We start from the raw sequence: 22,689 nt of genomic DNA on the forward strand, positions 1-22,689 counted from the left end.
GCGATCCGCGCGAGCAGGCTGGTCAAGCGCTGGATCAACGTCCGCTCGACCTCGTTGACGACCTCCCGGCCCACCGCCATGATCTCCGGCACCAACGGCGCCGTGAACGGGTCCGCCAACGCCCACAGCACCTCGGCCGCCGTCACCGCGATCGAGATCAACATGCCGTACTTGGCGTTTTCGATGTTCAGCGCCTGCTCACGCAACGACGCCGCCTGCTGCTGCGCCCGCGCCACGAACGTCGCGCCCATCGTGCTCAGATTGTTCGCGAAATTGGCGAAATTGGTCTGCACGTCACCGCCGACGTTCGCGGTCACGTGCTGCGACAGCTGGTTGAAACCCTGGCCCGCGGACGCGATCCGTTGCGCGACCTGGTCCCATTCGGCGGCCAGCTCGCGCAACGCGTCCTCGTCGCCCTGCGGCCAGGCGTCACCCGCGATGATGTAGAAGATCCAGTTCAGGCTGGGATCGACCATCAGGCTCATCGCGGGTTCACCTCACTTTCCTTTGCCGCAGGACAACAAATCAGGCCGGGTTCGTGGGGATCGGCGGGGTCGAGACGGCCTCGGTGACCACGCCCTCGTCACGAACCCCGACATCGCGCGGGAACGACTCGGTCGGCTGCAACGGCTCCGCGGGCACGCCCGGGTCGGCCGGACGCCGCTCCGCCCGGAACGACTCGGTCGGCTGCAACGGCTCTTCCGGCTTCGACGAACGCACGAATTCCCGTGGCTGCAAAGGTTCCGCGGGCACACCCGGCTCCGCGGGCATCGCCTCGATCCGCCGAGCCGGTTCCAGCGGCACGGTCTGCTCGGCCGGTATCCGGTCCGCCAGCACGCCCTTCTCCGCGGGCATCAGCTGACTGGCCGGCATCCGCTCCGCGAGCACGCCCTGCTCGGCCGGGATCATCTCGCCCTTCTTCATGGGCTCCAGCGCGCGAAACTCGGCAGGCTCACCTGGCTCGGCCAGCCGCCGCTTGGTCATGAACGCCTTCGTCGGCTGCACCGGCGGATTCGAGGAACCATCAGAAGAACCGTCAGAAGAACCACCCGACCCGTCGTTCAGCTTCTCGAAGCTGTTCCGCAGGTCCGTCGCCATGTCGAACGCCCCTGCGTCGGCCTCGCGGAACGAGCTGGCCATGTCGCCGATCGCGTCCTTGGTGCCGTCGACCGCGCGTGACCACGCCTTGATCCCGTCGTGGATCTCACTGACGGCCTTCACGTGCGTCTGGGTGAAGCTGGTGCCGTTGTTGTCATTTCCCGCCGCCGCGGCGACCCGGCCCGGGTCGCCCAGCGAGGCGATGAGCTGGGCCAGGCTCTCGATCTCGGACGCCTTCTCCCCGAACCCGTTGCGGCCGGTGTCGAGGCCGTCGGCGTCGACGAAGAACTCGCTCATGTCCGGTTCCCTTCATCGAGGCCCGGCACCCGCGCGGCGATCAGCGCCCGCACGTCCACCTTGCCGCTCATCATGTCCTGCGCCGAGAAACCGGGCGGCAGCATCGGCGCCAGCTCTTCGGCCGACGCGGCGATCGACGCCTGCCGCGCCTCCGAGATGGTCCGCACGATCACCGACGCCAGTTCGGCCGGCGCCATCCGCTTGTACGCGCTGGTCGGGAACGACAGCTCGGTCAGCTCACCGGTGCGCCCGACGGTGGCCGTCACCTCGCGCCGGGCCGAGGTGGCAGTGCTGGTGAGCGAGTCCATCTTCTCTTTGACGTCCGTGAGACGCTCGCGCTGACGCTGGTACGCGCCCAGCGCGTCCTCGAGCATTTTCTCGTACGGCGAAGCCATCAGAAACCTCCCTGGTCCGTCATCCCACCGATGCCAATCCCTGGCCGAGCGCCAGCGCACCGGTCTCCGGCGGCCGGATGCCGCGCAGGTCCGCGGCCGCGAGGGTGCGGGACGCGGCGGTGGCCGACAGCGTCCGCGCCAGTTCGTGCGCCGCGTGCACCGTGTGCTCGGACGACGACGCCAGCTCGTGGGCCAGCGCGTCGCGGACCTCCTCGGGCACGTCGTGGCCGCGCCGGGCCAGCTGGCGCACCGCGACCTCGGTCAGTTCGTCCACTGTGTACTCGCCGAGCTCCCAGCCGACGGTGAACTGGTTGCGCAGCGTGGGCACCAGGCCCAGCAGGGCCGACACGCGCCGGGCATCGCCGGTGAGCACGACCACCGGGTCCGCCGGGCGTCGTGACACGGCTTCGGCGACGGCCTCGATCACCTCGACGCCCGGGGTGTGCGTCGAGGCCTCCCAATCACCGTCGAGGTCGAGGACCAGCACGCCGCCGCTCGCGTCGTCCATGGCGGTGCGCACCAGGTGCTCGGCCTGCCCGGGCCAGCGCGGGAACAGGTCGTCGGCCACCGAGCACCGCACGAGCTGCCCGACGCTGACCAGCCCGAGTTCGGCCAGCGTCAACGCGTAGAGCCGGGCGAACTCGGCCCGGCCGGACCCGCGCGGGCCGCCGATCACGACGTTCGCGAGCTGGCCCAACGGTTGACGCGTCTGCTTGAGCCCGCCGAGCCGGACCAGCTGGTTCTGCGCGTGCTGGCGCACGGTGTTCTGGCCGACCAGGTTCCGCAGCCGGTTCCAGCCCGTGCTCGCGCCGACGGCCGCGGCCGGGTCGGAGCCGACCGAAACCGCCGCCTGCGCCGCCGACGGCAGCAGCGCCAGCTCCGCGCGCAGGTCCTCGGCCGTGAGCCGGTTCAGCTCCGAGTCCTTGGACGGCGGCTGCAACGCGAGCCGCGACGCCTGGTTGTTCACCATGGCCTCGAACAGCTTGCGCGCCACACGGCCGTTGCCGAACGTGGAGTTCTTCGGCACCCGCTCGAAGTACTCGCGCAGCGTGGTCATCGCGTCGTCGGTCAGCTCGTAGTAGTGCTTGCGGGTCAGCCCGGTGGTGATGGTGACCAGCTCATCGACGCTGTAGTTGGGGAACTCGATCGTGCGCGTGAACCGCGAGGCGAGGCCGGGGTTCGAGTCGAGGAACTGCACCATCTGCTCGGAGTAGCCGGCGACGATCACCACCAGCGAATCACGCTGGTCCTCCATGATCTTCATCAGCGCGTCGATGGCTTCCTGGCCGAAGTCCGGGCCGGAGCCGCCGGAGCCCGCCGCCAGCGTGTACGCCTCGTCGATGAACAGCACGCCGCCGATGGCCTTCTCGACCACCTCGGTGGTCTTGATCGCCGTCGAGCCGATGTACTGGCCGACCAGGTCCGCGCGCGCGACCTCGACCATGTGCCCCTTGGACAGGATGCCCAGCTCCGCGAGCACCGTGCCGTACAGCCGCGCGACGGTGGTCTTACCGGTGCCAGGAGGGCCCGCGAACACCAGGTGACGGCTCATCGGCGGCATCGGCAGGCCCATGCGCTCGCGCATCTGGGACATCTTGATCAGGTTGATCAGGCCGGTGACTTCCTTCTTCACCCCGGCCAGGCCGACCAGCGACTCCAGGTCGCCGAGCGGGCCATCGAGCACCTCGCCGGCCGCCTCGCTGACCGTGGTCGCGGCGGGCGTCTCGCCGGGCTCGGGGAAGGAGCCGGCCGGCATCATCGGCTCCGGCGTGGGGCGCGCCTGGTCGGTGCTCAGGTTGTCCACCGTCACCTGGTCTTCGCCGAAGCGGTGCACCGGCTCGCCGCCCGCGTCGTTGACCACGCAGTCCCGGATGGTGACGGCCTCGCGCGTGTCGAGCCGGAAGCCGTCCTCGGCGGCGCCCAGCACCTCGCACTCGACCAGCGACACCCGCGCGCGCTCCTCGACCGCGACGCCGTTGCGTCCCGCGTTGCGCACCCGGCAGCGTGAAGCGCTGAGCACCGCGCCCGGCGAGACGGTGATGCCGTCCGCCTTCGCGTCCGCGATTTCGCTGTCCTGCAAGGAGATCTCGACCTCACCGGCCACCTGGACGCCACCGCCGCGCACCAGCACGGACTTCAGCGAAGACGGCGTGCTCCCGCCGAGCTGAACGGCGTGCTCGGCGGTGGAGCCGACCCGGATGTCGGTGACGGTGAGGCGCGCCGCCTCCGTGACGCTGACGGCGACCTCGCGGCCGGTCTCGATCGACGCGTCGGCCAAGTCCAATCGCGACTGTCCGGAAAGGACGATGCCGGCACCGGCATCCGTGGTCAGGCGCAGCCCGGTGATCTTGACCGCCGACTCGGCCGTGACCAGCACGGCCGTCTGCGAGGAGCCCCGGACGGTCGCGCGCTCGAACCGCGGCGCCGCCTCGCCGTCGACCATGATCGCGACCGGCGAGCCCTCGAACGTGCAGTCGACGAACTGCGGGGCCGCGTTGCCGGTCGCCTGCACCGCGTTGCGCTCGGCGCCGGAGAAGAGGCACTCGCGCAGCAGCGGCGCGGACGTCGCCGCCACGTGCGCGGCCTGCATCGGCGCGGAGAGGAACTGCGAGCCGGCGACGGAGACGCGGCCCTGGCTGGTCAGGTACAGGTCGACATTCGCGCTCTCGCGCACGGTGAGGCCCGTGACGGTCGCCTGCCCCTGCTGCTCCACGACCATCGCGGGCTTCTGCGCCCCGGAGATCTCGCACTGCTCGATGACGGCGACGGCCTCGCCGTTCACGCAGATGCCGTTGCCTTGCGGGCGGGAAACGGTGCACCGGCGCAGCACCACCGAGCCGACCTCGGCCACCACCACGCCGGACGAAGCGGCGTCCGCGATCTCGGTGTCTTCGATCGTGCTCTGCGCGGGCGAGGCGATGACGATGCCCGCGCCGGCGCTGCTGGTGACGCTGCACCCGCGCACCGCGAGCGAGCCCTGAAGGCGCGCGAGCAGCGTCGCCCAGGACGCGCCGACGACACGGCAGCCGTCGAGTGCCGCCTCGCCGCGGACGACGTCCACGGCCACCAGCTTGTCGTCCTCGCTGATCAGGGTGAATCCGCGCAGCTGCACGGCTTCGGAGTTCGCGACGAGCACACTGCCGTCCCGCGCGACCACCTCGACGGTGCCCGCCCCCTCCTCGGCGACCAGCGAAACCATGCGGTCCACCACGAGGTTCTCCTCGTAGCGGCCCGGGTACACGCTGATCGTCGCGCCGGGCTGGGCCTGCGCCAGCGCCGCGCCGATCGTCGGGAACGCGCCCTGCCGGTCGCCGGCGACCACGAGCAACTGTCGGTTCATCGAATCCGCCTCTCCCGCCTCAACACCACAGTCACACCAGCCCCGGAAGCGCGGTGAACCGCTGCGCCGCCTTCTTGTCCATCGGCCGGCGCCCCTCGGCCTCGGCCCACACCTCGAGTTCGCGGCGCAGCGAGACCAGCGCCAGCTCGTCCAGCGAGATCCGGTCGGACGCGACCTTGCCGGTCTCGTCGACCTCGCTCGCGGTCAGCTCCCGCAACAGCACCAGGCCGCGCGCGCCGTCGGCGGGCTCGCGCAGCTCCAGCACCTTGAAGCTGGTGCCGGGCACGAACAGCACCCGGTTCTGCACCCCGGCCTCGGCGGGCTCCAGCAGCTTCGTGCGCCGCGCGGTGATCGACCAGACCAGCACGTCGGTGTCACCGTCCAGTGTGGACGACGGCTGGGTCAGCGTGTTCAGGAAACCCCACTCGGTGAGGACTTTCTGCGTCCGGTACAGCGTGGTCGCACTGCTGGACAGGGAGGTCGCGAACGTCGCGGGCCCCCGGTGCGATGGCAGCCGGCTCAGCCCCGCGACCACACAACGCGCGATGGGCACGTGCGGCCCGTTGACGCCACTGCGCAACCCGGCGTCGATCGCAGTGCCCTTGGCCGAGAGGTACAGCTGCACGGCGACCGCATCGGTGAGGACTTCCACCGACGAGGTCGACAGCGCGCCCTGGAACCCGGGGTGCTCGGACAGGATGCGGGCGACCGAGTTGGACATCAGGCCGTACTCCGCGCCGAGGGACTTGCGCAGCCATTCACGTTCCTTGTCGACGCCGCGTTTGGGGAGGAGAGCGGTGGACTCGGGGCCTGGGGTGGGCTGGAGGGCGGCGGAACGTTGGGTGTTGGTGGGCTCGGTCGCGGTTACGGCCGGGGGCGCCGGTTCGGGTGCCGCGATTGGTTCGGGAGCCGGAGTTGGCTCGGGGGCGGTGGTTTTCGGCTCGACGGGGCTGGGCAGGTCGGCGACCGGCAGGGACGGCGGCGCGACCGCGGGCGGGACAGGCGGGGCCGCGGGCACCGGTGGCATCCCGGCAGGCGGGGCCGCGGGCACCGGCGGCATTCCGGCGGGCGGGGTCGCGGGCGGGGTTGAAGCCATCGGCATCCCGGCGGGCGGCATGGCCGGAGGGATCGGAGAGGGCGGCGTCACCGGGAAAACCGGCGCGGACGACGGCCGCAAGCTCGACGCCGGAGGCGTGGAGAAGTTCGGCGGCGTGAAGTTGGGCGGGGTGAAGTTCGACGCCGGAAGTCGCGGCGGGGTCGGAGCAATCGGAGCAGTCGAGGGAACCGAGCCTGTCGGGGCAATCGGGGCCGAGACCGACGGGGTCGACGAGGTCGGAGCAGCTGAGACCGGGGCAGCCGGACCAGTCGACCAGGAGGGAGCCGGAGTTGCCGGAGCGGTCGAGAAAGGCAGGGCGGCCGGAGCAGCTGAGGCCGACATCGAAGGAGCCGCAGCCGGGACCGGGGCTGCAACAGGAGCTGGGACGGGCGCCGAAACCGGGCCCGAAACCGAGCCAGCCGCCGGAGCCGAGGACTCGCCCTCAGCAGCCTTCCCGTCAGCCGGCTCGCTCTCAGCCGCCTTCTCCTCAACCGTCACCATCGGCAGCCGCGCTGACGTGATCGAGATCGGCACACCCACGGCGGACGCCGAAAGCGAAGCCCCCAAATCCGGGTCCAGCCGCTGGGTGATCGTCGGCTCGGCGCGCAGGAAGGACGGTTCCGAGGTGGCATCCACACCCAGGTCCGCGGCGTCAGCAGGGCGGTACGGCGAGATGGTCACCGCCTCCGTCGAGCTGGACTCGACGGAGGCGGGAGTAACAGGGGCGCCCGCTTCGATCTCGCCGAGCGCCTTGCTGCGGATCTGCCCACGGGAGCGTTCGGCGATCAGCGCGCCCGCCGGGAGCACGCGGCTCATCGCGCGGGTGTGCTCGTCCAGGCGCGCCAGGACGTCCTCGGCCAGCAGGCGCATGCGGTCGACCGCGTCCTCGCTCGGGGCGTCGAACGTGAGGTTGTTGACGGAGTTGTCCAGGGTGATCGTGCGGACCGCCGGGGTGTCGGGGCCGTCCTGCGGCGGGCGGACCAGCAGACCGGACTGGACGACCTCGATCACCGCGTCGGGCGCGTACCAGTACACGGCCGGGGAAATCTCGTCCAGGCCGTTGATCGGGGCGCGGTGGTCACGCAGGCGCGGCGCGGGCGAGCCCTGCGGCGTGCGCGGCTGGTAGCCGACTTCACGGACGAACGTCGTCCAGCCGAGGCGGCCGTCGAACAGGACCGTGCGGACATCGATGGCCTGTGCGGCGACGACGGGCAGGCCCGGGTAAAACGTGATGTCGCGGCCCAGCAGGTCCGCGAGGGCCTGGCCGAGAGTGGTGCCGCCGGGCATCGACATCGGGCCGTACTGCACGAAACGAGTGTTGGCGCGGACGTTCTCCGGCAGCCGGGCCCACAGGCGGGCGACGTCGTCCAGGGTGAGCGGCGGGCAGCCGGGGCAGCCGAGCACGATCGTCATGGTGTCGCGCTGCGCGGGCAGGCCGCGGGCCAGCGCGCCGCGGTGCTCGCGCTGCTGCTGGTCGAAGCCCACCGGGCGCACCCAGAGCCCACCCGGCAACGGCTCCGCGACGCCGCGTGAGCTGGTGGACGTCAGCTCCGCGGTCAGGCCGGAATCCCAAGAAGGGCGCGGGAAGCGCTTGGCCTCCCACTTCGGCGGACGGCCGGGCTGGAACTTGACCCAGCCGCTGCCGCGTCCGGAGTGGACGAACAGGGTGCCGCCGGCGTTCGGGATCACCGAGCCGTCCGGCGCCAGCACCGTGCGGTTGATCCGCTCGGCCAGCCACTGCCCGGCCAGCGCCGTCGTCTCTCGCGAGCGCCCGCCGATCACCAGCCGGACCCCGCGACGGCGCCGCGGCAGCACCTTGGCCACCGACTCCCACATCGAGATCGGCGAGTCCACCGGCAGGTCGACGACCACCAGGTCGTGCTCGGTGTCGGCCGCGACGCCCAGCGCCAGCGCCTGGGCCTCCTCGGTCATCCCGGCGGCAGGGTGCACGACCAGCGCGTTGCCGATCGTCTGCTTGTCGAGGGGGGCGCCGGAGGCACCGTTCCCGCGACGCATCAGCGAGAGGTCCATGATCACCTTCGTCCTTCCTGCCGCGGTGTCCGTGAGCTCAGGTGGTCTGGCGGATCGTGTGCGAGGGCCCGCCGGTCCCGCCTACCGGTGCAGACGGCGCCGAGCCGCCGGTGTGATGCACGATCAGCCCGTAGACGAAAAACCCGACCGCGATCAGCAGGCCGAGGGCCACGCCGATGAGCAGCCCGGTCCAGGCCCGCTTGGCCGGCACGTCGAGGTGGCTCGCGTCGCCGAGCACGAGGGCCGAGGTCATCCGCCCGATCAGGAACGAATAGGCCTCGACGTGGTCCTTCTGCGTCTGCACCATGGTCAGTCCCTCCCCTTCACGCCGTGAGCCCGACGGCCCAGGAGTAGACCCCGAACAGCTCCAGCAGGATCGGGATCACCGCGACCGCGCTGAGCGTCTCCAGCCAGTTGGCCAGGTGGCCCCAGATCGGCAGCAGGCGCCGCGGCGGCGGCCGCAGCATCGCCAGCACCAGCAGGAAGAACACCAGCGCGAGGCCGAACGCGCTGGCACCGCGCCAGTTCGTCGCGAGCGGTTCGATCAGCGACAACGCGTAGAGCACCAGCCCGACCGAGCCGGCGACCGCCAGCGGCACCCGCTGCCACGAGCCGAGCAGGGCGCGCGAGCGCATCAGCACCGCCGCCGAGACCAGCAACGCGAGCAGGCCGGGGAACAGGCCTTCGCCGATCAGGAACGGGAAGCAGGCCGTGAACACCACGGCGGTCGCGATCGACGCGATCGTGAGGTAACCGTCGGCGTACGCGGTCTGGCGCACCATCTGCTCGGCCGGCGCCGGCTCGATGTCGTACTGGAGCTCGTCGGCCGTGCGCGGCAGCTGCGGGCCGCGGATGCGGGCGAACCGGATGCCGATGCGCGGGGCGAACACCAGCAGTCCGATCAGGACGGTCGAGACCAGCCCGGCCGCCTGCACCGTGGAGAACTCCGGGCCCAGGTGCAGCCAGATCGTCAGCGCGCCCAGCGCCCCGGTCGCGACCACCGCGCCGAACGGCACGAACGGGATCGACGGGGACCACGCGGCCCGTCCGCCGATCACCAGGCCGCCGGCCAGCGCGAAAGTCAGGCAGCCCACCAGAATCGGCGCGCCCTGCAAGTCGAACGCCGGCCCGATGCCGGCCACGCTGACCGCGCCGGCCACGGCCGCGAAGCCGCAGCCGCCGAGGCCCAGCAGCACCAGCAGCGCCCGGTCCTCGGACTGGACGCCGGTGGACACCGCGGCCACCAGCAGCCCGAGCGCCACCACACCGGTGCTGGTCGCCGGGAAGACCGAAAGGTCCGGGTACAGCAGCACGCGGGCCAGCACGACCAGGGAGAAGATCGCGAACCCGAGGAACAGCCAGCGGTTGAACTCCGGCTTCCAGCGTCCGGGCTGACGGCTCACCGCCGTGGCCATGCCGTCGGCGATGTCGTCGAAGTCCAGCTCCGGCAACGGGTCCTGGCGGGGGCGGAGGTGGAACTCCTCGCCCTCCTTCCAGTCCAGCGACTCCGGCGTGCCCGCCGGGTCGAGCGGCGCGTCGCCGAGGCGTTGCAGGACCCAGGAGTCCCGCAGCTCCTCGCGGCCGCCGGTGTGCCGCAGCAGCACCGGCAGCAGGCTGGTGATCGGCACCGCCATCGGCACGGCCAGGTCGGCGCGGCCCTGGGGGCCGTACACGGTGATCCGGCACAGTTCGCCCTGTTGCATGGTGCTCAACGTCCGCTCCTTCCTTCACGTGTCTCGTCTACCGCGGATGCACCCAACGCCACATTGGGTGCGTTCAACGCACCCAACGCCACATTGGGTGCGCTCAACGCAACCAACGCCACATTGGGGCGCATCGGGCGCAGCGGGCGCAGCGGGCTCATCGGAGGCCTCCCGCCAGCGGCTGGTCGGCGTCGGCACTCGTGGGCACGTAACCGGTCTGCATGAGCTTCACACCGCGGCGGGTGACCAGCTGGGCGCGGCCGGGCGGCAGCTTGCGCGGCGTTGCCTCGCCGAGGAACTTGCCCTCCTCCTTGGGGTAGGAGAACACGATCCCGGGGCTGCCCAGCTCCCAGATCCGGCGGATCACCGGATCGCTCAGCGCCCGCATCGCGCCCGAGGTGCTGCGCGCGACGATCAGGTGGAAGCCGATGTACGCGCCCTGCGCCAGCAGCGAGAGCAACGGCTCCAGCGGCGAGCCCATGCCCGTGGTGAGCAGCTGGTAGTCGTCGACCACGAAGAACAGCCGGGGGCCGGTCCACCAGTCGCGGCGCTTGAGCCGGTCGGCCGTGATGCTCTGGTCGGGCACCCGCGGCGAGAGCGACACGCTGGCCTGTTTTGCCAGCTCCTGCAACGCTTCCGAGGTGGTCGCGTAGCCGACGCGGTAGGCCTCCGGGACCTCGGCGTCGAGCATGCGGCTCGGGTCGGCCAGCACGATCTTCGCCTCGGCCGGCTGGTACCGCGAAAGGATCGAGCGCAGTGACAGCCGCAGCAGGTTGGTCTTGCCGGTCTCGTTGTCGCCGAACACCAGCAGGTGCGGGGTGGCCTCGAAGTTCTGCCACACCGGCAGCAGCCGCTGCTCGTCCTGGCCCAGCGCCATCCGCAGGTCGCCGTCGGGCCGGGGCAGCTCGGTGATCGGCAGCGTCGAGGGCAGCATCCGCACCGACGGCGCCTTGCGGCCGGGCCAGAAGGTGTGCACCTCTTCGGCGACGGCCTTGGTCGCGGCGGCCAGGTCGTCCGTGGCCGAGCTGCCGTCCATCCGCGGCAGGCCGGCCAGGAAGTGCAGCCCGTCCGGCGTCATGCCGCGGCCCGGCTGGTTCGGCACCGTCTTCGCCTTGCGGGAGCCGATCTCCGACTCCATCGGGTCGCCGAGGCGCAGCTCGAACCGGGTCTGGAGCAGATCGCGCAGGTACGGCCGGATCTCCGACCAGCGCGTCGACGCGATCACCACGTGGATGCCGAACGACAGGCCGCGCGAGGCCAGCTCGCCGATCTTCGCCTCCAGCTCGTTGTAATCGTTCTTCAACGAGAACCAGCCGTCGATGACCAGGAAGACGTCGCCGAACGAGTCCTCCAGCCGGCCGCGGCGGCGCAGCTGCCGGTAGACCTCCATCGACTCGATGCCGCGCTCGGAGAAGACGTTCTCGCGGTACTCCATGATCTGCGAGATCTCTTCGATGGTCCGCACCACGCGGTCGCGCTCCAGCCGCGTCGCGACCGAGCCGACGTGCGGCAGGCCGCTGATCGACATGATGCCGCCACCGCCGAAGTCCAGGCCGTAGAACTGCACCTCGTCCGGGGTGTGGGTCATCGCCAGCGCCAGCACCAGGGTGCGCACCAGCGTCGACTTGCCGGTCTGCGGGCCGCCGACCACGGCCACGTGCCCGGCCGCGCCGGAAAGGTCCGCCAGCAGCAGCTCGCGCACCTGCTCGAACGGCCGGTCGATCATGCCCATCGGCACGCGCAACCGGCCGTGGTGCGCCGGGTCCTGCACGGTCATGCCGCGCACCGGGTCCGGCAGCACGCTCGGCAGCAGCGAGTCGAGGCTCGGCGACTCCGCCAGCGGCGGCAGCCACACCTGGCGCGCGGCCGGGCCGGCGCCGGTGAGCCGCTCGACGAACACGTCCGCGAGCGTCGGGCCGGTCGGCCCGGCGTTCTCGTGAATGTCCTCTTCGGACTTCTCGGCGCTTTCGCCGATCTCGTCGTCGCGGATGATCAGCCGGACCGGGCGGGCCTGGGTGAAAAAGGGCACGACCTCCCGGCTGACCCGGGCGGCGTCCACTGCCGCACCTTCACCGCTGCCGGCCGGGACGGGGCCTGAGACGTAGGCGGCCTTGAAGCGGACCAGGTTCGTGGTGTCGATCTTGAGGTAGCCGTTGCCGGGCTCGGACGGCAGCTCGTACGCGCTGCCGGCGCCGATCACGCTGCGGGACTCCATGGAGGAGAACGTGCGCAGCGCGATCCGGTACGAAAGGTGGCCCTCGACGCGGTGGATGCGGCCCTCGTCAAGCCGCTGCGAAGCGAGCAGCAGGTGCACGCCGAGGCTTCGGCCGAGCCGTCCGACCGAGACGAACAGCTCCATGAACTCCGGCTTCGCGCTCAACAGCTCGGAGAACTCGTCGACGACCAGGAACAGCGTCGGCATCGGCGCCAGCTGCTCACCGGCCGCGCGGGCCTTCTCGTACTCGAACAGCGACGGGTGGCCGCTCGCGCGCAGCTGTTCCTGGCGCCGCACCATCTCGCCGTTGAGCGAGTCCTGCATGCGGTCGACTAGCGGCAGCTCGTCGGCCAGGTTGGTGATCATCGCCGAGGTGTGCGGCAGCTTGTCCATGCCGAGGAAGGTCGCGCCGCCCTTGAAGTCGACGAGCACGAAGTTGAGGATCTCCGACGAGTGCGTGGCCGCCAGCCCCAGCACCAGCGTCCGCAGCAGCTCGGACTTGCCCGAGCCGGTGGCGCCGATCAGCATGCCGTGCGGGCCCATGCCGCCCTGCGCCGACTCCTTCAGGTCCAGCTCGACGATCTCGCCCTCTTCGGTCACGCCGATGGGCACCGACATCCGCGCGCGCTGCACGGCACGGGGCCGCCACTGTGCGGGGACGTCGAACGAGTAGACGTCGCGGATGTTCAGCAACGCGGTGAGGCCGAAATCGCTCTCCAGCGGCTGGTCCGCGATCTCCAGCGTGCCGCTGGTGCGCTTCGGCGCGAGCAGCCGGGCGAGGCCCTCGGCCTGGACCACCGACAGCTCGTCACGTATCGCGGAGCCGACGCCGGTGCCGGCCGGGAACTCGACGCGGTCGTCCTTGGTCGAGAGCCGCAGCACCTTCGGGCCGCCGGGCAGCGCGCCGGTGACGTCGAGCAGCACCACGTTGCGCAGGCCCGCGCCGAGCAGCCGTGAGGACTCGGGCAGCGACGCCATGTGCGCCACGATCACCACCATCGGCTCAGTGGTGGTGGGGCCGACGGACTTGTCGTGGTCGTCGCGGTCGGCGACGTCCTCGCCGAGGATGTCCATCAGCTCGTCGTGGTCCGAAGCCAGCAGCCGCAACGGGCCCGCGGCGTCGCGCAGCGTCGGGTGGTTGTTGTGCGGCAACCACTTCACCCAGTCCCACTGCGACTGCGCGGCCTCGGTGGTGAGCACCGCGACCCGCAGCTCGTCCGGCGACTGGAAGGTGACCAGCTGCGCCAGCATCGCCCGGGCCAGCCCGACGGCGGCCTCGGGGTCGCCGTCGAACTCGACGCTGGTGAAGCTGCGCAGGCCCACCGCCGTCGGGATGCCCGAGAGCGTCCGGTAGGTCTCGGTGAACCGGCGCAGCGAAATCGCCGACAGCGGCTCGAGGTCCTCGATCGGCTTCGTCACCGGCGGGACCAGCTCCAGCGCCGACTGCTGCGAGCCGAGGCCGATCCGCACCCGGCCGAAGTCCTCGTGGCTGACCCGTCGCTCCCACAGCCGCGGGCCCATCGCCAGCGACCACAGCGAATCCGGCGACGGGTTGTTCCACGCCACCGCCCGGCGCTGCTGCTCCGCCGTCGAACGGGCCCGGCCGCGCACCTGTGTGATGTAGCGGAGGTAGTCCCGGCGCTCGGCGCGCATCTTGCGCTTGCGCTCGCCCGCCGAACGCGTCAGCTGGCCGAGGCTCATCGCCATCATCGAGACGCCCATGCCGCCGCCGAGCACGTAGGTCATCGGCGAGCTGCCGCCGACCCCGGAGAACGACAGCACCATCACCATCGACCCGATGCCCATCGGCAGCATCATCAGCAGCGAGTTGAAGTCCCGCGCCGCCGGCTCGGCGAGCACCGGCGGCTCCTGCAGCTCTTCCTGCCCCTCGGGCAGCTCGGGACCCGCTGCCCGCGGCCCGCGCTTGACGGTTTCCGTGCTCACCAGTGCACCTCCTTCATCGGTCGGACCCTCACTCCAAGACGCCGGACGGCTTGCTCGCCGGGCCGCCCCACGCGTTGCCGTCCTGGCTCAGCAGGTCGGCCATGGTGCGCTCTTCTTCCTCTTCGCCGTCCGCGGGAGTGTCCTTTTCGGACACCTCCGGTTCCGGCTCCGGCGGCGGGCCGTCACCGCAGGTGGGCAGCTCGTCCGGGATGAACTCGCCCTGCCCGGACCGCAGCCGCTGGTAGGTCGCGCGCGGCGCCTCGGCGTCCTCGGCGGGACGCCACGGCTCGTCGGTGCGCTCCACCAGGTCGGTGGTCAAGTCCTCTTCGCGCTCCGCGGGCTGGACCGGCATCGACGCGGGCAGCAGGCCGGGGAGGAACTCCGCCGTCCCGACGTCCCACGCCGAGGTGTCGTCGGCCTCCGCGGGCTGGACCACGGCGATCCGCACGATGCCGTCGGACGGGCCGTCGCCCGGCATGGCCTTGTCCCGACGGTCACGCGACGGCTCACCCGGGTCCGCGACGCCCCAGCCGGGCTGGACGAACGGCGTCACTGGAACGTCCGAAGTGGACTGATGCTCGACCGGCTGCGTGCCCCAGCCCGGAACCGCGGCGGGCGGCTGGGCGGACCAGCCGGTGCCGGGCGGCGTCTCGGACACCGCGGACGGGTCGCCGACGGCCGGAACCGGTCCGCTCGACCACGGTTCGGACACGCCGTTCAGCAGCCCCGCGGAATCGGGACGCTCGACCGCGGAACCGTTGGCGGCAGCGCCGGCCGGCGGCGGGCTCATCGGCATGCCCGGTGCGGCCGTCGGAACGCCCGGGGTGGGCGGGAAGGCCGTCAGGTCGCTGGGGCTAGTGAGGTCGCCAGGGTTCGTCGCCGCGGCGAGATCCGCGGTCCCCGGGTCGCCCGAGGCCCACGACGCCGCCTGCAACGGCGGGGTGTCACCGAACGAACTCGGGTCGCCGACTCCGTTCGCGGTGCTCGCGTTCCACGGCTCGTTCACGCCACCGAGCAGACCGGCGGAGTCGGGGCGTTCGGCACCGGAACCGTTGGCACCAGCACCACCCGCGCCCATCCCGCCCGGCGGCATCATCGGCGAGCTCGCGCTCTGCTGACCGTTCGGAATCTGCTCGTTGAGCCCCGGCGGAGCGACGAACTCGTTCGGGTTCAGGCCCTTGATGTCACCAAGACCCGAATCCGCACCACTGAGCCCGTTGGCGTCAGTGCCCGGCGGCGGAGCCCACGAAGCCGGGTTCAACGGCGGCGTCTCACCGAACGAACTCGGGTCGCCGATGCCGTCCGGCGTACTCGCGTTCCACGGCTCGTTCACACCACCCAGCAGACCCGCCGAGTCCGGACGCTCAGCACTGGAACCGTTGGCACCAGCACCACCCGCGCCCATCCCGCCCGGCGGCATCATCGGCGAACTCGCGCTCTGCTGCCCGCCCGGAAGCTGCTGCCCGTTCGAGTTCAGCCCGGGCGGAGCGACGAACTGGCTCGGGTCAAGACCCTTGATGTCACCAAGACCCGGGTCGGAGCCGGTGGCGCCGCCCAGCCCGGTGCCCGCGCCGGTCAGGTTCGTGCCGACGTCCCCGGGCGGCGGAGCCCACGAAGCCGGGTTCAACGGCGGCGTCTCACCGAACGAACTCGGGTCGCCGATACCGTCCGGCGTACTCGCGTTCCACGGCTCGTTCACGCCACCCAGCAGCCCCGCCGAGTCCGGACGCTCGGCGCTGGAACCGTTGGCACCAGCACCACCGGCACCCATTCCGCCCGGCGGCATCATCGGCGAACCGGGGCCCTGCTGACCGCCGGGAAGCTGCTGCCCGTTGAGGTTCTGGTCGTTCAACCCCGGCGGCGGCACGAACTGGCTCGGGTCAAGGCCCTTGATGTCACCGAGGCCCGACGGCCCGGAGCCGGTGCTACCGAGGCCATTGATCCCGCTCGTGCCGGGACCGCCGGTTCCACTGCCGCCGGTGCCGACGTCCCCGGGCGGCGGGGCCCAGGACGCCGGGTTCAGCGGCGGCGTCTGGCCGAGCGCGTTCGGGTCGCCGATGCCGTTCGGCGGATTCGGGATCCACGGCTTGTCGATGCCGCCCAGCAGGCCCGAGGAGTCGGGCCGCTCGGCACCGGAACCGTTGCCGCCGGCGCCACCCGCGCCCATGCCGCCCGGCGGCATCATCGGCATGCCGCCGCCCTTGGTGTCACCGGGCGGGTTCTGCAGGCTCGGCGGCAGCTGGGCCGGGTTGAGCGCGTTGTTGGTGAGCCCGTTGGTGTTGCCGAGGCCGTTCGCGCCACCGAGCCCATTGCTGCCACCGAGGTCTCCCGGCGGCCCGCCGAGCGACGGCGACTTGATGTTGCCGAGCCCGTTGCTGCCCAGCCCGTTGGTGCCACCGAGGCCGTTGCTGCCGCCGGTGTCGCCGGGCGGACCGTTGAGCGCGGGCGGCTTGATGTCGCCGAGGCCCTTGGTGTTGTCCTTCGCACCGGGTCCGCTGCCGGGCCCGCTGCCGGGCGGCGCCGGGATGTTCGGCGACGTCAGCGGCGGGATCGCGCCGGGGCCACTCCCCGGGCCGCCACCGGTGTCTCCGGGCGGCGGCGGGATCGACGCCGGGTTGGTGCCGGGGCCGCTGCCGGGACCGGAGCCCGGCGGGGGGCTCACGGCGAGGTTCTTGAACGGCGGCGGCGTGCCACCGCCACCGCCCGGGCCGCCACCCGTGTCACCGGGCGGAGGCGGGACGTTGGCGCTGTTCAACGGCGGCGGGGTGCCACCCCCACCCGGGCCGCCACCGGTGCCACCGGGGGGCGGCGGGACGTTCGGCGGCGGCACGTTGCCACCGCCGGGCGGCGGCACGTTCGGGGGCGGCGGCGCGACGGGCGGCGGAGTGGGCGGGGGGACCGCCGGGGGCGGAGGAGCGTCCGGCGGCGGCGGGACGGGCGGCGGCGGGGGCGGTACCGGGGGCGGCGGCATGTCTCCGCCACCACCACCGGGAGGAGGCGGCGTCGAGGAGGTGTTGCTGGCCGTGCTGAACGAGTGGTACTTGCCGGACAGCTGGTCGCCGACCTTGCGCATGTCGTTGGTCATCATCTCGACCGCGTCCGGGAACTGCGAGATGTACGCGCGCCCGTCGTTGAGCACCTTGCCGCGCTCGATCACCTGCTGGGCGTAGTAGCTGTCGATGTAGCGCAGGGTGTTCTGGGCCCACTGGAGGTACGCGGCGGAGTTGACGAGCTGGGTCGGGACGTTGCGCCCGCCGTTGCCGCCGTCGGTGATCTGGTGCACCAGGCCGTCGAACTTCGCGGCCATGTTGTCCATCATGGTCTTGAAGTTGGTGGCCGCGGTGCCCTTCCACGGGCCGTCGCCGCCGGCCAGCGCCGCGGTCTGGTCCTTGATCGCCTGCGAGACCATGGCGAGGTTGAGCTGGGTGGTCTGGAAAACCCCGGCGGCGGCCTGCAAGGACTGCCAGTTCACGTTGGAGTAGGCCTGGTCCGCCTGGGCCTGGCCCGGCGCCATCGAGCCGCCGCCGAGGATTGCCGCCTCGATCTGTTTCCAGGTCATGCCGGCGAAGTCCTTGCTCGGATCACCGGTGGAGTTCGTCGGCGTGGTGCTGGAGTCAGGCCAGACACCGTTGTCGTCGCTCGTGAACCCTTTGCTGTTGTTGTCGTCTGCCATCGTCCCTCGTCAGCCTCGAAAACAACCTGGAAACCCACCGCCCGTCCCGGGATCGGTCAGCTGCGCTTCTGCCCCGCCCCGGTGATCTCCGAGCTGAGCTGACCGAAGTACTGGTTGTACTCATCGGTGGTCATCTTGTTGGCCTCGTCCGCGCTGTCGTACGCGTTCGCCGCCTTGGTCACCGCGTCCGCGGCGTCGTTCAGCGCGGTCACCAGGTCCTGCACCGTGGTACGGGTGGTGTCCCGGAGCCCGCCCTCGCCGACGATCGGCTGGATGAGCTTGTCGTGCGCCGTGGCGAAAACGCCCGGCTTGATGTTCACGCCGTCGAGGTCGGCGGGGATGTTGGCCAGCGGGCCCTCGGCCAGCGTCCGCATGTTGTCCGCGAAGGTGCGCATCGCCTGGGTGTTGACTGTGGTCACGCCCTTGCCCGGGTGCTCGGAGCCGCCCGGGACCGCGGGCGGGGCGCCGACGTCGCCGGTCGGGATCCACTGGTTGCCCGGGTCCGGGGGAGTCTGGTCCCCCGGGCTGGTGAACGGGCCCTTGGGCTTGTCGTCGGCCGGGGGCGGAAGCGTCCCGTCCAGAGTGCCGTACGTCATGGCTGCTGATCACTGTCCTTTCGGGTCTCGGGCCGGACACCCGGGGGCGCGGCCGCCGCGCCCCCGGGAGCCCGCGCCGCCGGCATCAGCGCTGGGCGAACCGCTGCGCGTTGCTGCCCTCGGTCGTGGACGTGCCTTCGTTGATCGTGGCGAGCGTCCGGCCCGCGGCGTCGAGCGCCTGCGGCAGGGTCAGCGCCTGCTGGTGGCACCACTCGTAGGTCGACTGGAACTCGTCGGCCGCGGCACCGGTCCAGTGCTCACGCTGAGCCTGGATGGTGGTGCGCATCTGGTCCAGCAGCTCGGTGATCTGGTTCGACTGCTGCTTCGCCTGCTCGACGGTGCTCTGCATTTCGGTGAAGCTGATGGTGAACTGGCCCAGAGCCATGGGGTTTTTCCTTTCCTGCGAACGGGGTTTGGAGGACGGTCAGAAGCCGGCGAGGCCGCCGCCGCCGATGACGGCAGCCTGGGCCTTGGCCTGCGAGGTGTTGTCCTCGTCGCGGGAGTCGTACTCGGCCGCGCCCTGGGTGACGTGCTCGGACAGCGTGGTGAGCCGCTGCACGATCGTCTTCACGGTCTGGTCGAAGGAGGCCATCGCCTGGTCGAACACCAGCGCGGCGTCCGACTGCCAGGTCGCGCGGAGGCTGTGCATGGTGGAGTCGACCTGACCGTTGACCCTGGTGATGCCGTCACCGGTGCTGGTGATGACGGACGCACCCTGGCGCATTACGCCAGAGTCGACCTTTGCGCCGTTCTGCGAAGCCATGTTTGTCTCCTCGGTTCGATCTGATCCAGATTTATCGACTTGTCGTCGAAACCGTTCACCGTCCACACGGAACTACCGCTGGGGCGGCTCATTGCGTTGTCGTAACCCCGGGTACAGCCTCGCGAGAACCGGTCGGAGACGACGAGGTGACGGTAAGTGAGCCCTCGGCAGGTTGTCGCCACCCTGTTCCCTTCTGCACACACCCTCGCGGCCACACGGGCAACCCCGGACAAAAACGGACAGATCCGGAGATCTCCCAGCACAGCGACGGTTCGAAGGTTCTTGCAACCACGTTCGGTGCCCCTTTGTCCGCCGAGGTCTGCCTGCCCGCACTCGAATGAAAGTGTCGGTGCCGGGCCGTAGAGTGCGAGAGGTGATCGACCAGCTCAGCATTCCGACCGAAGCCGGCGCCTTCGACGCGATCGCGGCCGGGCCCGAAGGCGGCCGCCCCGTCCTGCTCCTGCACGGCTTTCCCGAGGCCGCCGTCGAGTGGGAGCACCAGGTGGCGACCCTCGGCGTGCTCGGCTACCGCGCGGTGGCGCCGGACCAGCGGGGGTACTCGCCGTCGGTGCGCCCGGAGCAGCCGGCCGAGTACGGCATCACCACCCTCGTCGAAGACGCCTTCGCCATCGCGGACCGGCTCGGTTGGCGCGAATTCGACCTCATCGGCCACGACTGGGGCGGCGCCGTCGCGTGGTGGGCGGCGGACGCGCACCCGGAGCGGCTGCGCAGCCTCGCCGTCGTCTCGACCCCGCACCCGGCCGCGCTCGCCGCGGCGATGAAAACGGACGAGGACCAGCACCTGCGCTCGGGCTACATGACCGAATGGCGGCAGACCCGGGTCACCGAGCAGCGGATGCTGGCCGACGGGGCGCGGGCGCTGCGCGACATCTTCGACCGCCGCGTGCCGCCGAGCAAGATCGACGAGTACGTGCAGCGGCTCTCGGAGCCGGGCGCGCTCACCGCCGCGCTCAACTGGTACCGCGCCGGCCGGCCGGGCGGGAAGATCGGCAAGATCTCCGTCCCGACGATGTACGTGTGGACGACCGAAGACGTGGCTTTTGGCTCTGTGGCGGCATTCGACACGGAGAACTGGGTGACCGGGCCGTACCGCTTCGAGATGCTCGAGGACGTCTCGCACTGGGTTGCGGAGGAGGCGCCGGAGGCCCTCACCTCACTGCTCGTCGAGCACCTCTCGGCGCACTGAGTCCACTGTGGTCTTTATTTTTATGGAGTCCACTATGGACGTACTATATGGACAGTCACGGACAGTCCCCGTCCGCCACCCGAAGAGGGGAAACCCCTGCAGCCACCCGCATCGCGGTACCGCAGGCGGCCCGCGCTGGTGTTCAGTGTCCGGGTGGACACCATGACGGAAACCGAATCCGAACGCGTCGTCTTCGTGACTGAAGACGGCGTGCCCACCGGCGAGACCGGCCCGAAGCTCGCCAGCCACCACGCCGAGACGCGGCTGCACCTCGCGTTCTCCTGCTACGTGCTGCGCCGGTCCGACCAAGCCCTGCTGATCACGCAACGGGCGCAGGACAAGAAGGTGTGGCCGGGCGTCTGGACCAACAGCGTCTGCGGCCACCCGGCGCCGGGTGAGGCGCTGGAGGACGCCGTGCGCCGGCGGGCGGCGTACGAGATCGGGCTGCCGGAGCTGGCGGACCTGAGGTGCGTGCTGCCGTCCTACCGCTACCGGACTCCGCCGTTCGAGGGCATCGTGGAGAACGAGTTCTGCCCGGTGTTCGTCGCCTGGGCCGACCGCGACCCGGAGCCGAACCCGGCGGAAGTCGGCGGCTGGCGGTGGGTTTCCTGGGCCGATTACGCACAGTTGCTCCAAGATCCTGGTGCTGGTGTGAGTTACTGGGCCAAGGACCAGTACGCCCAGCTCAAGGCCGAGGAACCGTTCTCGTTGCTGGGGCAACAGAACTTCGGTGCGTGACAACCTCGGTCCGGCGTCGTCCACTTGAGCGATATTCGCGTCAGCCCGTACCGATACCTCAAGCGACCGCTCCTATAGGTCGACAACCATGAGGTGGCGGAGGTGGGTGTGGCGGCCGAGGACGAGCGCGGGGCGAGGCTCACGGTGGGCGCGCCGGACCTGTTGACACTGCACGAGTCCATTGCCGGGATGTTCGCCACCCAGGGCGATTGGCAGCGGGCGTACCAGCATCTGCGCTCCGCGCTGGACATCGCGCGGGCCGGCAGCCTGCGTGACACCTTGACGTCGAGCTACAACCGGCGGTATCTCGACCAGCGGCTGCCGACCCTGCCGTCCGGCCGCACCCTCGCCCTCGCGCTGATCGACCTGGACCGGTTCAAGCATGTGAACGACACGTACGGTCACCTGCTGGGCGACCGGGTCCTGTGCCGCGTCGCGGACCTCCTCCAGGAAGACCTGCCGGCGGACGGCTTCTGCGCGCGCTACGGCGGCGAGGAGTTCGTACTCGTGCTCCCCGGCATCGACGCGACCGGCGCGATCCGCCTCGCCGACGCGACCCGATTGCGCGTCGCCCGTCACCCCTGGTCAGAACTTCAGCCTGGACTGAGAGTCACCATCAGTGTGGGCCTGGCGTATGCGTCCGCCGACACGGAGGCTGCCCAGCGGCAGTTACTCCGCGCGGACAACTTGCTGTACGCCGCGAAGCGCGCCGGACGCAACAGAGTCGCCTATCACGACCGTGAAACGGCCCGGGTCATTACCCACTCTGAGTAACGTAAACGGGGGATTACTCCATTTCGTATAGCCGGACTTTCACCTGTTCGCCCGCTTCAGGCCACGCCAGTTAGACGCATGGTGAAGAAATTCGCGGGAGGGTGTCGTCACGAACGCCGGGTATCCGTACGATAACGAAAACCCGCCGGGGTGCGACATGTCCTGGGAGAGACCGTACGGAAGGCAACGCCGCCGGTTCGAGAAGTGCCTGACCAGTACCTGAAGTGCGAAAGGAGACCGAGTGCCCGACGAGCGTTACCCCTCCGGCACCGGTCGCCACTCGGACGGCGGTACCGGCGGAGCCCGCACCGGCCGGCGCCGCTCCATGGACACCCACGGCGGCATCAGCGTGTCCGACGTCGTCGCCCGCCACACCGGCGAACGCCCCATCTTCGAAACCGACGCCGAACCCACCCCGCAGCCGGAACCCGAAGCGGAACCCCGCAGACGCGCCTCCCGCTCGGCCGGGGATTCGAGCAGTTACCTGCCGGGTGAACCTTCGGGACGCCGCGGCCAGCCCGACTCGGCGGTACCTCTGACCGGCGAGCCTTCCGGCCGCCGCAGCCAGCCCGACCCTGCGTCGCGCATGTCGGGCGAGCCATCCGGGCGCCGCAGCCCCGCGGATTCCGCCGCACCTCTGACCGGTGAATCCTCCGGACGTCGCAGCCAGGCTGACCCGGCCGCGCACATGTCGGGCGAGCCGTCGGGACGCCGCAGCCGTGGGGGCTCGGCTGCTTACCCGGCGGATGAGCCATCTGGGCGCCGCAGTCAGGCGGACTCTGCTGCCTACCAGTCGGTTCCGGTCGAGTCGGCTGGGCG

The 22,689-nt window shown here is 71.0% G+C and carries 14 protein-coding genes and 1 pseudogene; 3 read left to right on the forward strand and 12 right to left on the reverse strand.

Going from position 1 to position 22,689, the window contains the following annotated elements:
• Positions 1–158: 158 nt before the first annotated feature.
• From OG371_RS47405 to OG371_RS13500, 12 genes and pseudogenes are all read right to left on the reverse strand, one after another.
• Positions 159–485, reverse strand: a pseudogene (locus OG371_RS47405) (WXG100-like domain-containing protein); the annotation flags it as partial.
• 40 nt (positions 486–525) lie between these two features.
• Positions 526–1,395: a hypothetical protein gene (locus OG371_RS13450; RefSeq protein ID WP_329069059.1), complete on the reverse strand. Its 870-nt coding sequence runs from the start codon at positions 1,393–1,395 to the stop codon at positions 526–528.
• Positions 1,392–1,790: a YbaB/EbfC family nucleoid-associated protein gene (locus OG371_RS13455; RefSeq protein ID WP_329069060.1), complete on the reverse strand. Its 399-nt coding sequence runs from the start codon at positions 1,788–1,790 to the stop codon at positions 1,392–1,394. Before OG371_RS13455 ends, OG371_RS13450 begins: the two co-directional genes overlap by 4 nt.
• 19 nt (positions 1,791–1,809) lie before the next feature.
• On the reverse strand, positions 1,810–5,130 hold the full coding sequence (locus OG371_RS13460; RefSeq protein WP_329069062.1) for a right-handed parallel beta-helix repeat-containing protein: 3,321 nt from the start codon (positions 5,128–5,130) through the stop codon (positions 1,810–1,812).
• A gap of 31 nt (positions 5,131–5,161) precedes the next feature.
• Positions 5,162–8,257, reverse strand: coding sequence for a hypothetical protein (locus OG371_RS13465; protein ID WP_329069064.1), 3,096 nt, complete (start codon positions 8,255–8,257; stop codon positions 5,162–5,164).
• A 37-nt stretch (positions 8,258–8,294) separates the two neighbouring features.
• Positions 8,295–8,564 (reverse strand): type VII secretion protein EccB, encoded by a 270-nt coding sequence (locus OG371_RS13470; protein ID WP_329069066.1) that lies wholly within the window; start codon positions 8,562–8,564, stop codon positions 8,295–8,297.
• 16 nt (positions 8,565–8,580) lie between these two features.
• On the reverse strand, positions 8,581–9,960 hold the full coding sequence (gene eccD / locus OG371_RS13475) for a type VII secretion integral membrane protein EccD (RefSeq protein WP_329073036.1): 1,380 nt from the start codon (positions 9,958–9,960) through the stop codon (positions 8,581–8,583).
• Between the two features lie 157 nt (positions 9,961–10,117).
• Positions 10,118–14,119 (reverse strand): type VII secretion protein EccCa, encoded by a 4,002-nt coding sequence (eccCa, locus tag OG371_RS13480; RefSeq protein WP_329069068.1) that lies wholly within the window; start codon positions 14,117–14,119, stop codon positions 10,118–10,120.
• 28 nt (positions 14,120–14,147) lie between these two features.
• Positions 14,148–17,792 (reverse strand): hypothetical protein, encoded by a 3,645-nt coding sequence (locus OG371_RS13485; RefSeq protein ID WP_329069070.1) that lies wholly within the window; start codon positions 17,790–17,792, stop codon positions 14,148–14,150.
• Between the two features lie 56 nt (positions 17,793–17,848).
• Positions 17,849–18,388, reverse strand: a complete 540-nt coding sequence (locus OG371_RS13490) for a WXG100 family type VII secretion target (RefSeq protein ID WP_329069072.1) — start codon at positions 18,386–18,388, stop codon at positions 17,849–17,851.
• A gap of 85 nt (positions 18,389–18,473) precedes the next feature.
• Positions 18,474–18,773, reverse strand: a complete 300-nt coding sequence (locus OG371_RS13495) for a WXG100 family type VII secretion target (protein WP_329069075.1) — start codon at positions 18,771–18,773, stop codon at positions 18,474–18,476.
• 39 nt (positions 18,774–18,812) lie between these two features.
• Positions 18,813–19,151 (reverse strand): WXG100 family type VII secretion target, encoded by a 339-nt coding sequence (locus OG371_RS13500; RefSeq protein ID WP_091625353.1) that lies wholly within the window; start codon positions 19,149–19,151, stop codon positions 18,813–18,815.
• 373 nt (positions 19,152–19,524) lie between these two features.
• On the opposite strand from OG371_RS13500, the gene OG371_RS13505 reads away from it, so the two are divergent.
• From OG371_RS13505 to OG371_RS13515, 3 genes are all read left to right on the forward strand, one after another.
• Complete coding sequence (locus tag OG371_RS13505; RefSeq protein WP_329069079.1) at positions 19,525–20,358, forward strand: alpha/beta fold hydrolase; 834 nt, start codon at positions 19,525–19,527, stop codon at positions 20,356–20,358.
• 153 nt (positions 20,359–20,511) lie between these two features.
• Positions 20,512–21,096 carry an isopentenyl-diphosphate Delta-isomerase gene (gene idi / locus OG371_RS13510; RefSeq protein WP_329069081.1) on the forward strand — a complete coding sequence of 195 codons (585 nt, stop codon included), beginning with the start codon at positions 20,512–20,514 and terminating at the stop codon, positions 21,094–21,096.
• Between the two features lie 108 nt (positions 21,097–21,204).
• Positions 21,205–21,870, forward strand: a complete 666-nt coding sequence (locus OG371_RS13515) for a GGDEF domain-containing protein (RefSeq protein WP_442876109.1) — start codon at positions 21,205–21,207, stop codon at positions 21,868–21,870.
• The last annotated feature ends 819 nt before the right edge of the window (positions 21,871–22,689 follow it).

The sequence above is a fragment of the Amycolatopsis sp. NBC_01480 genome, from assembly GCF_036227205.1.
Classification (GTDB): domain Bacteria; phylum Actinomycetota; class Actinomycetes; order Mycobacteriales; family Pseudonocardiaceae; genus Amycolatopsis.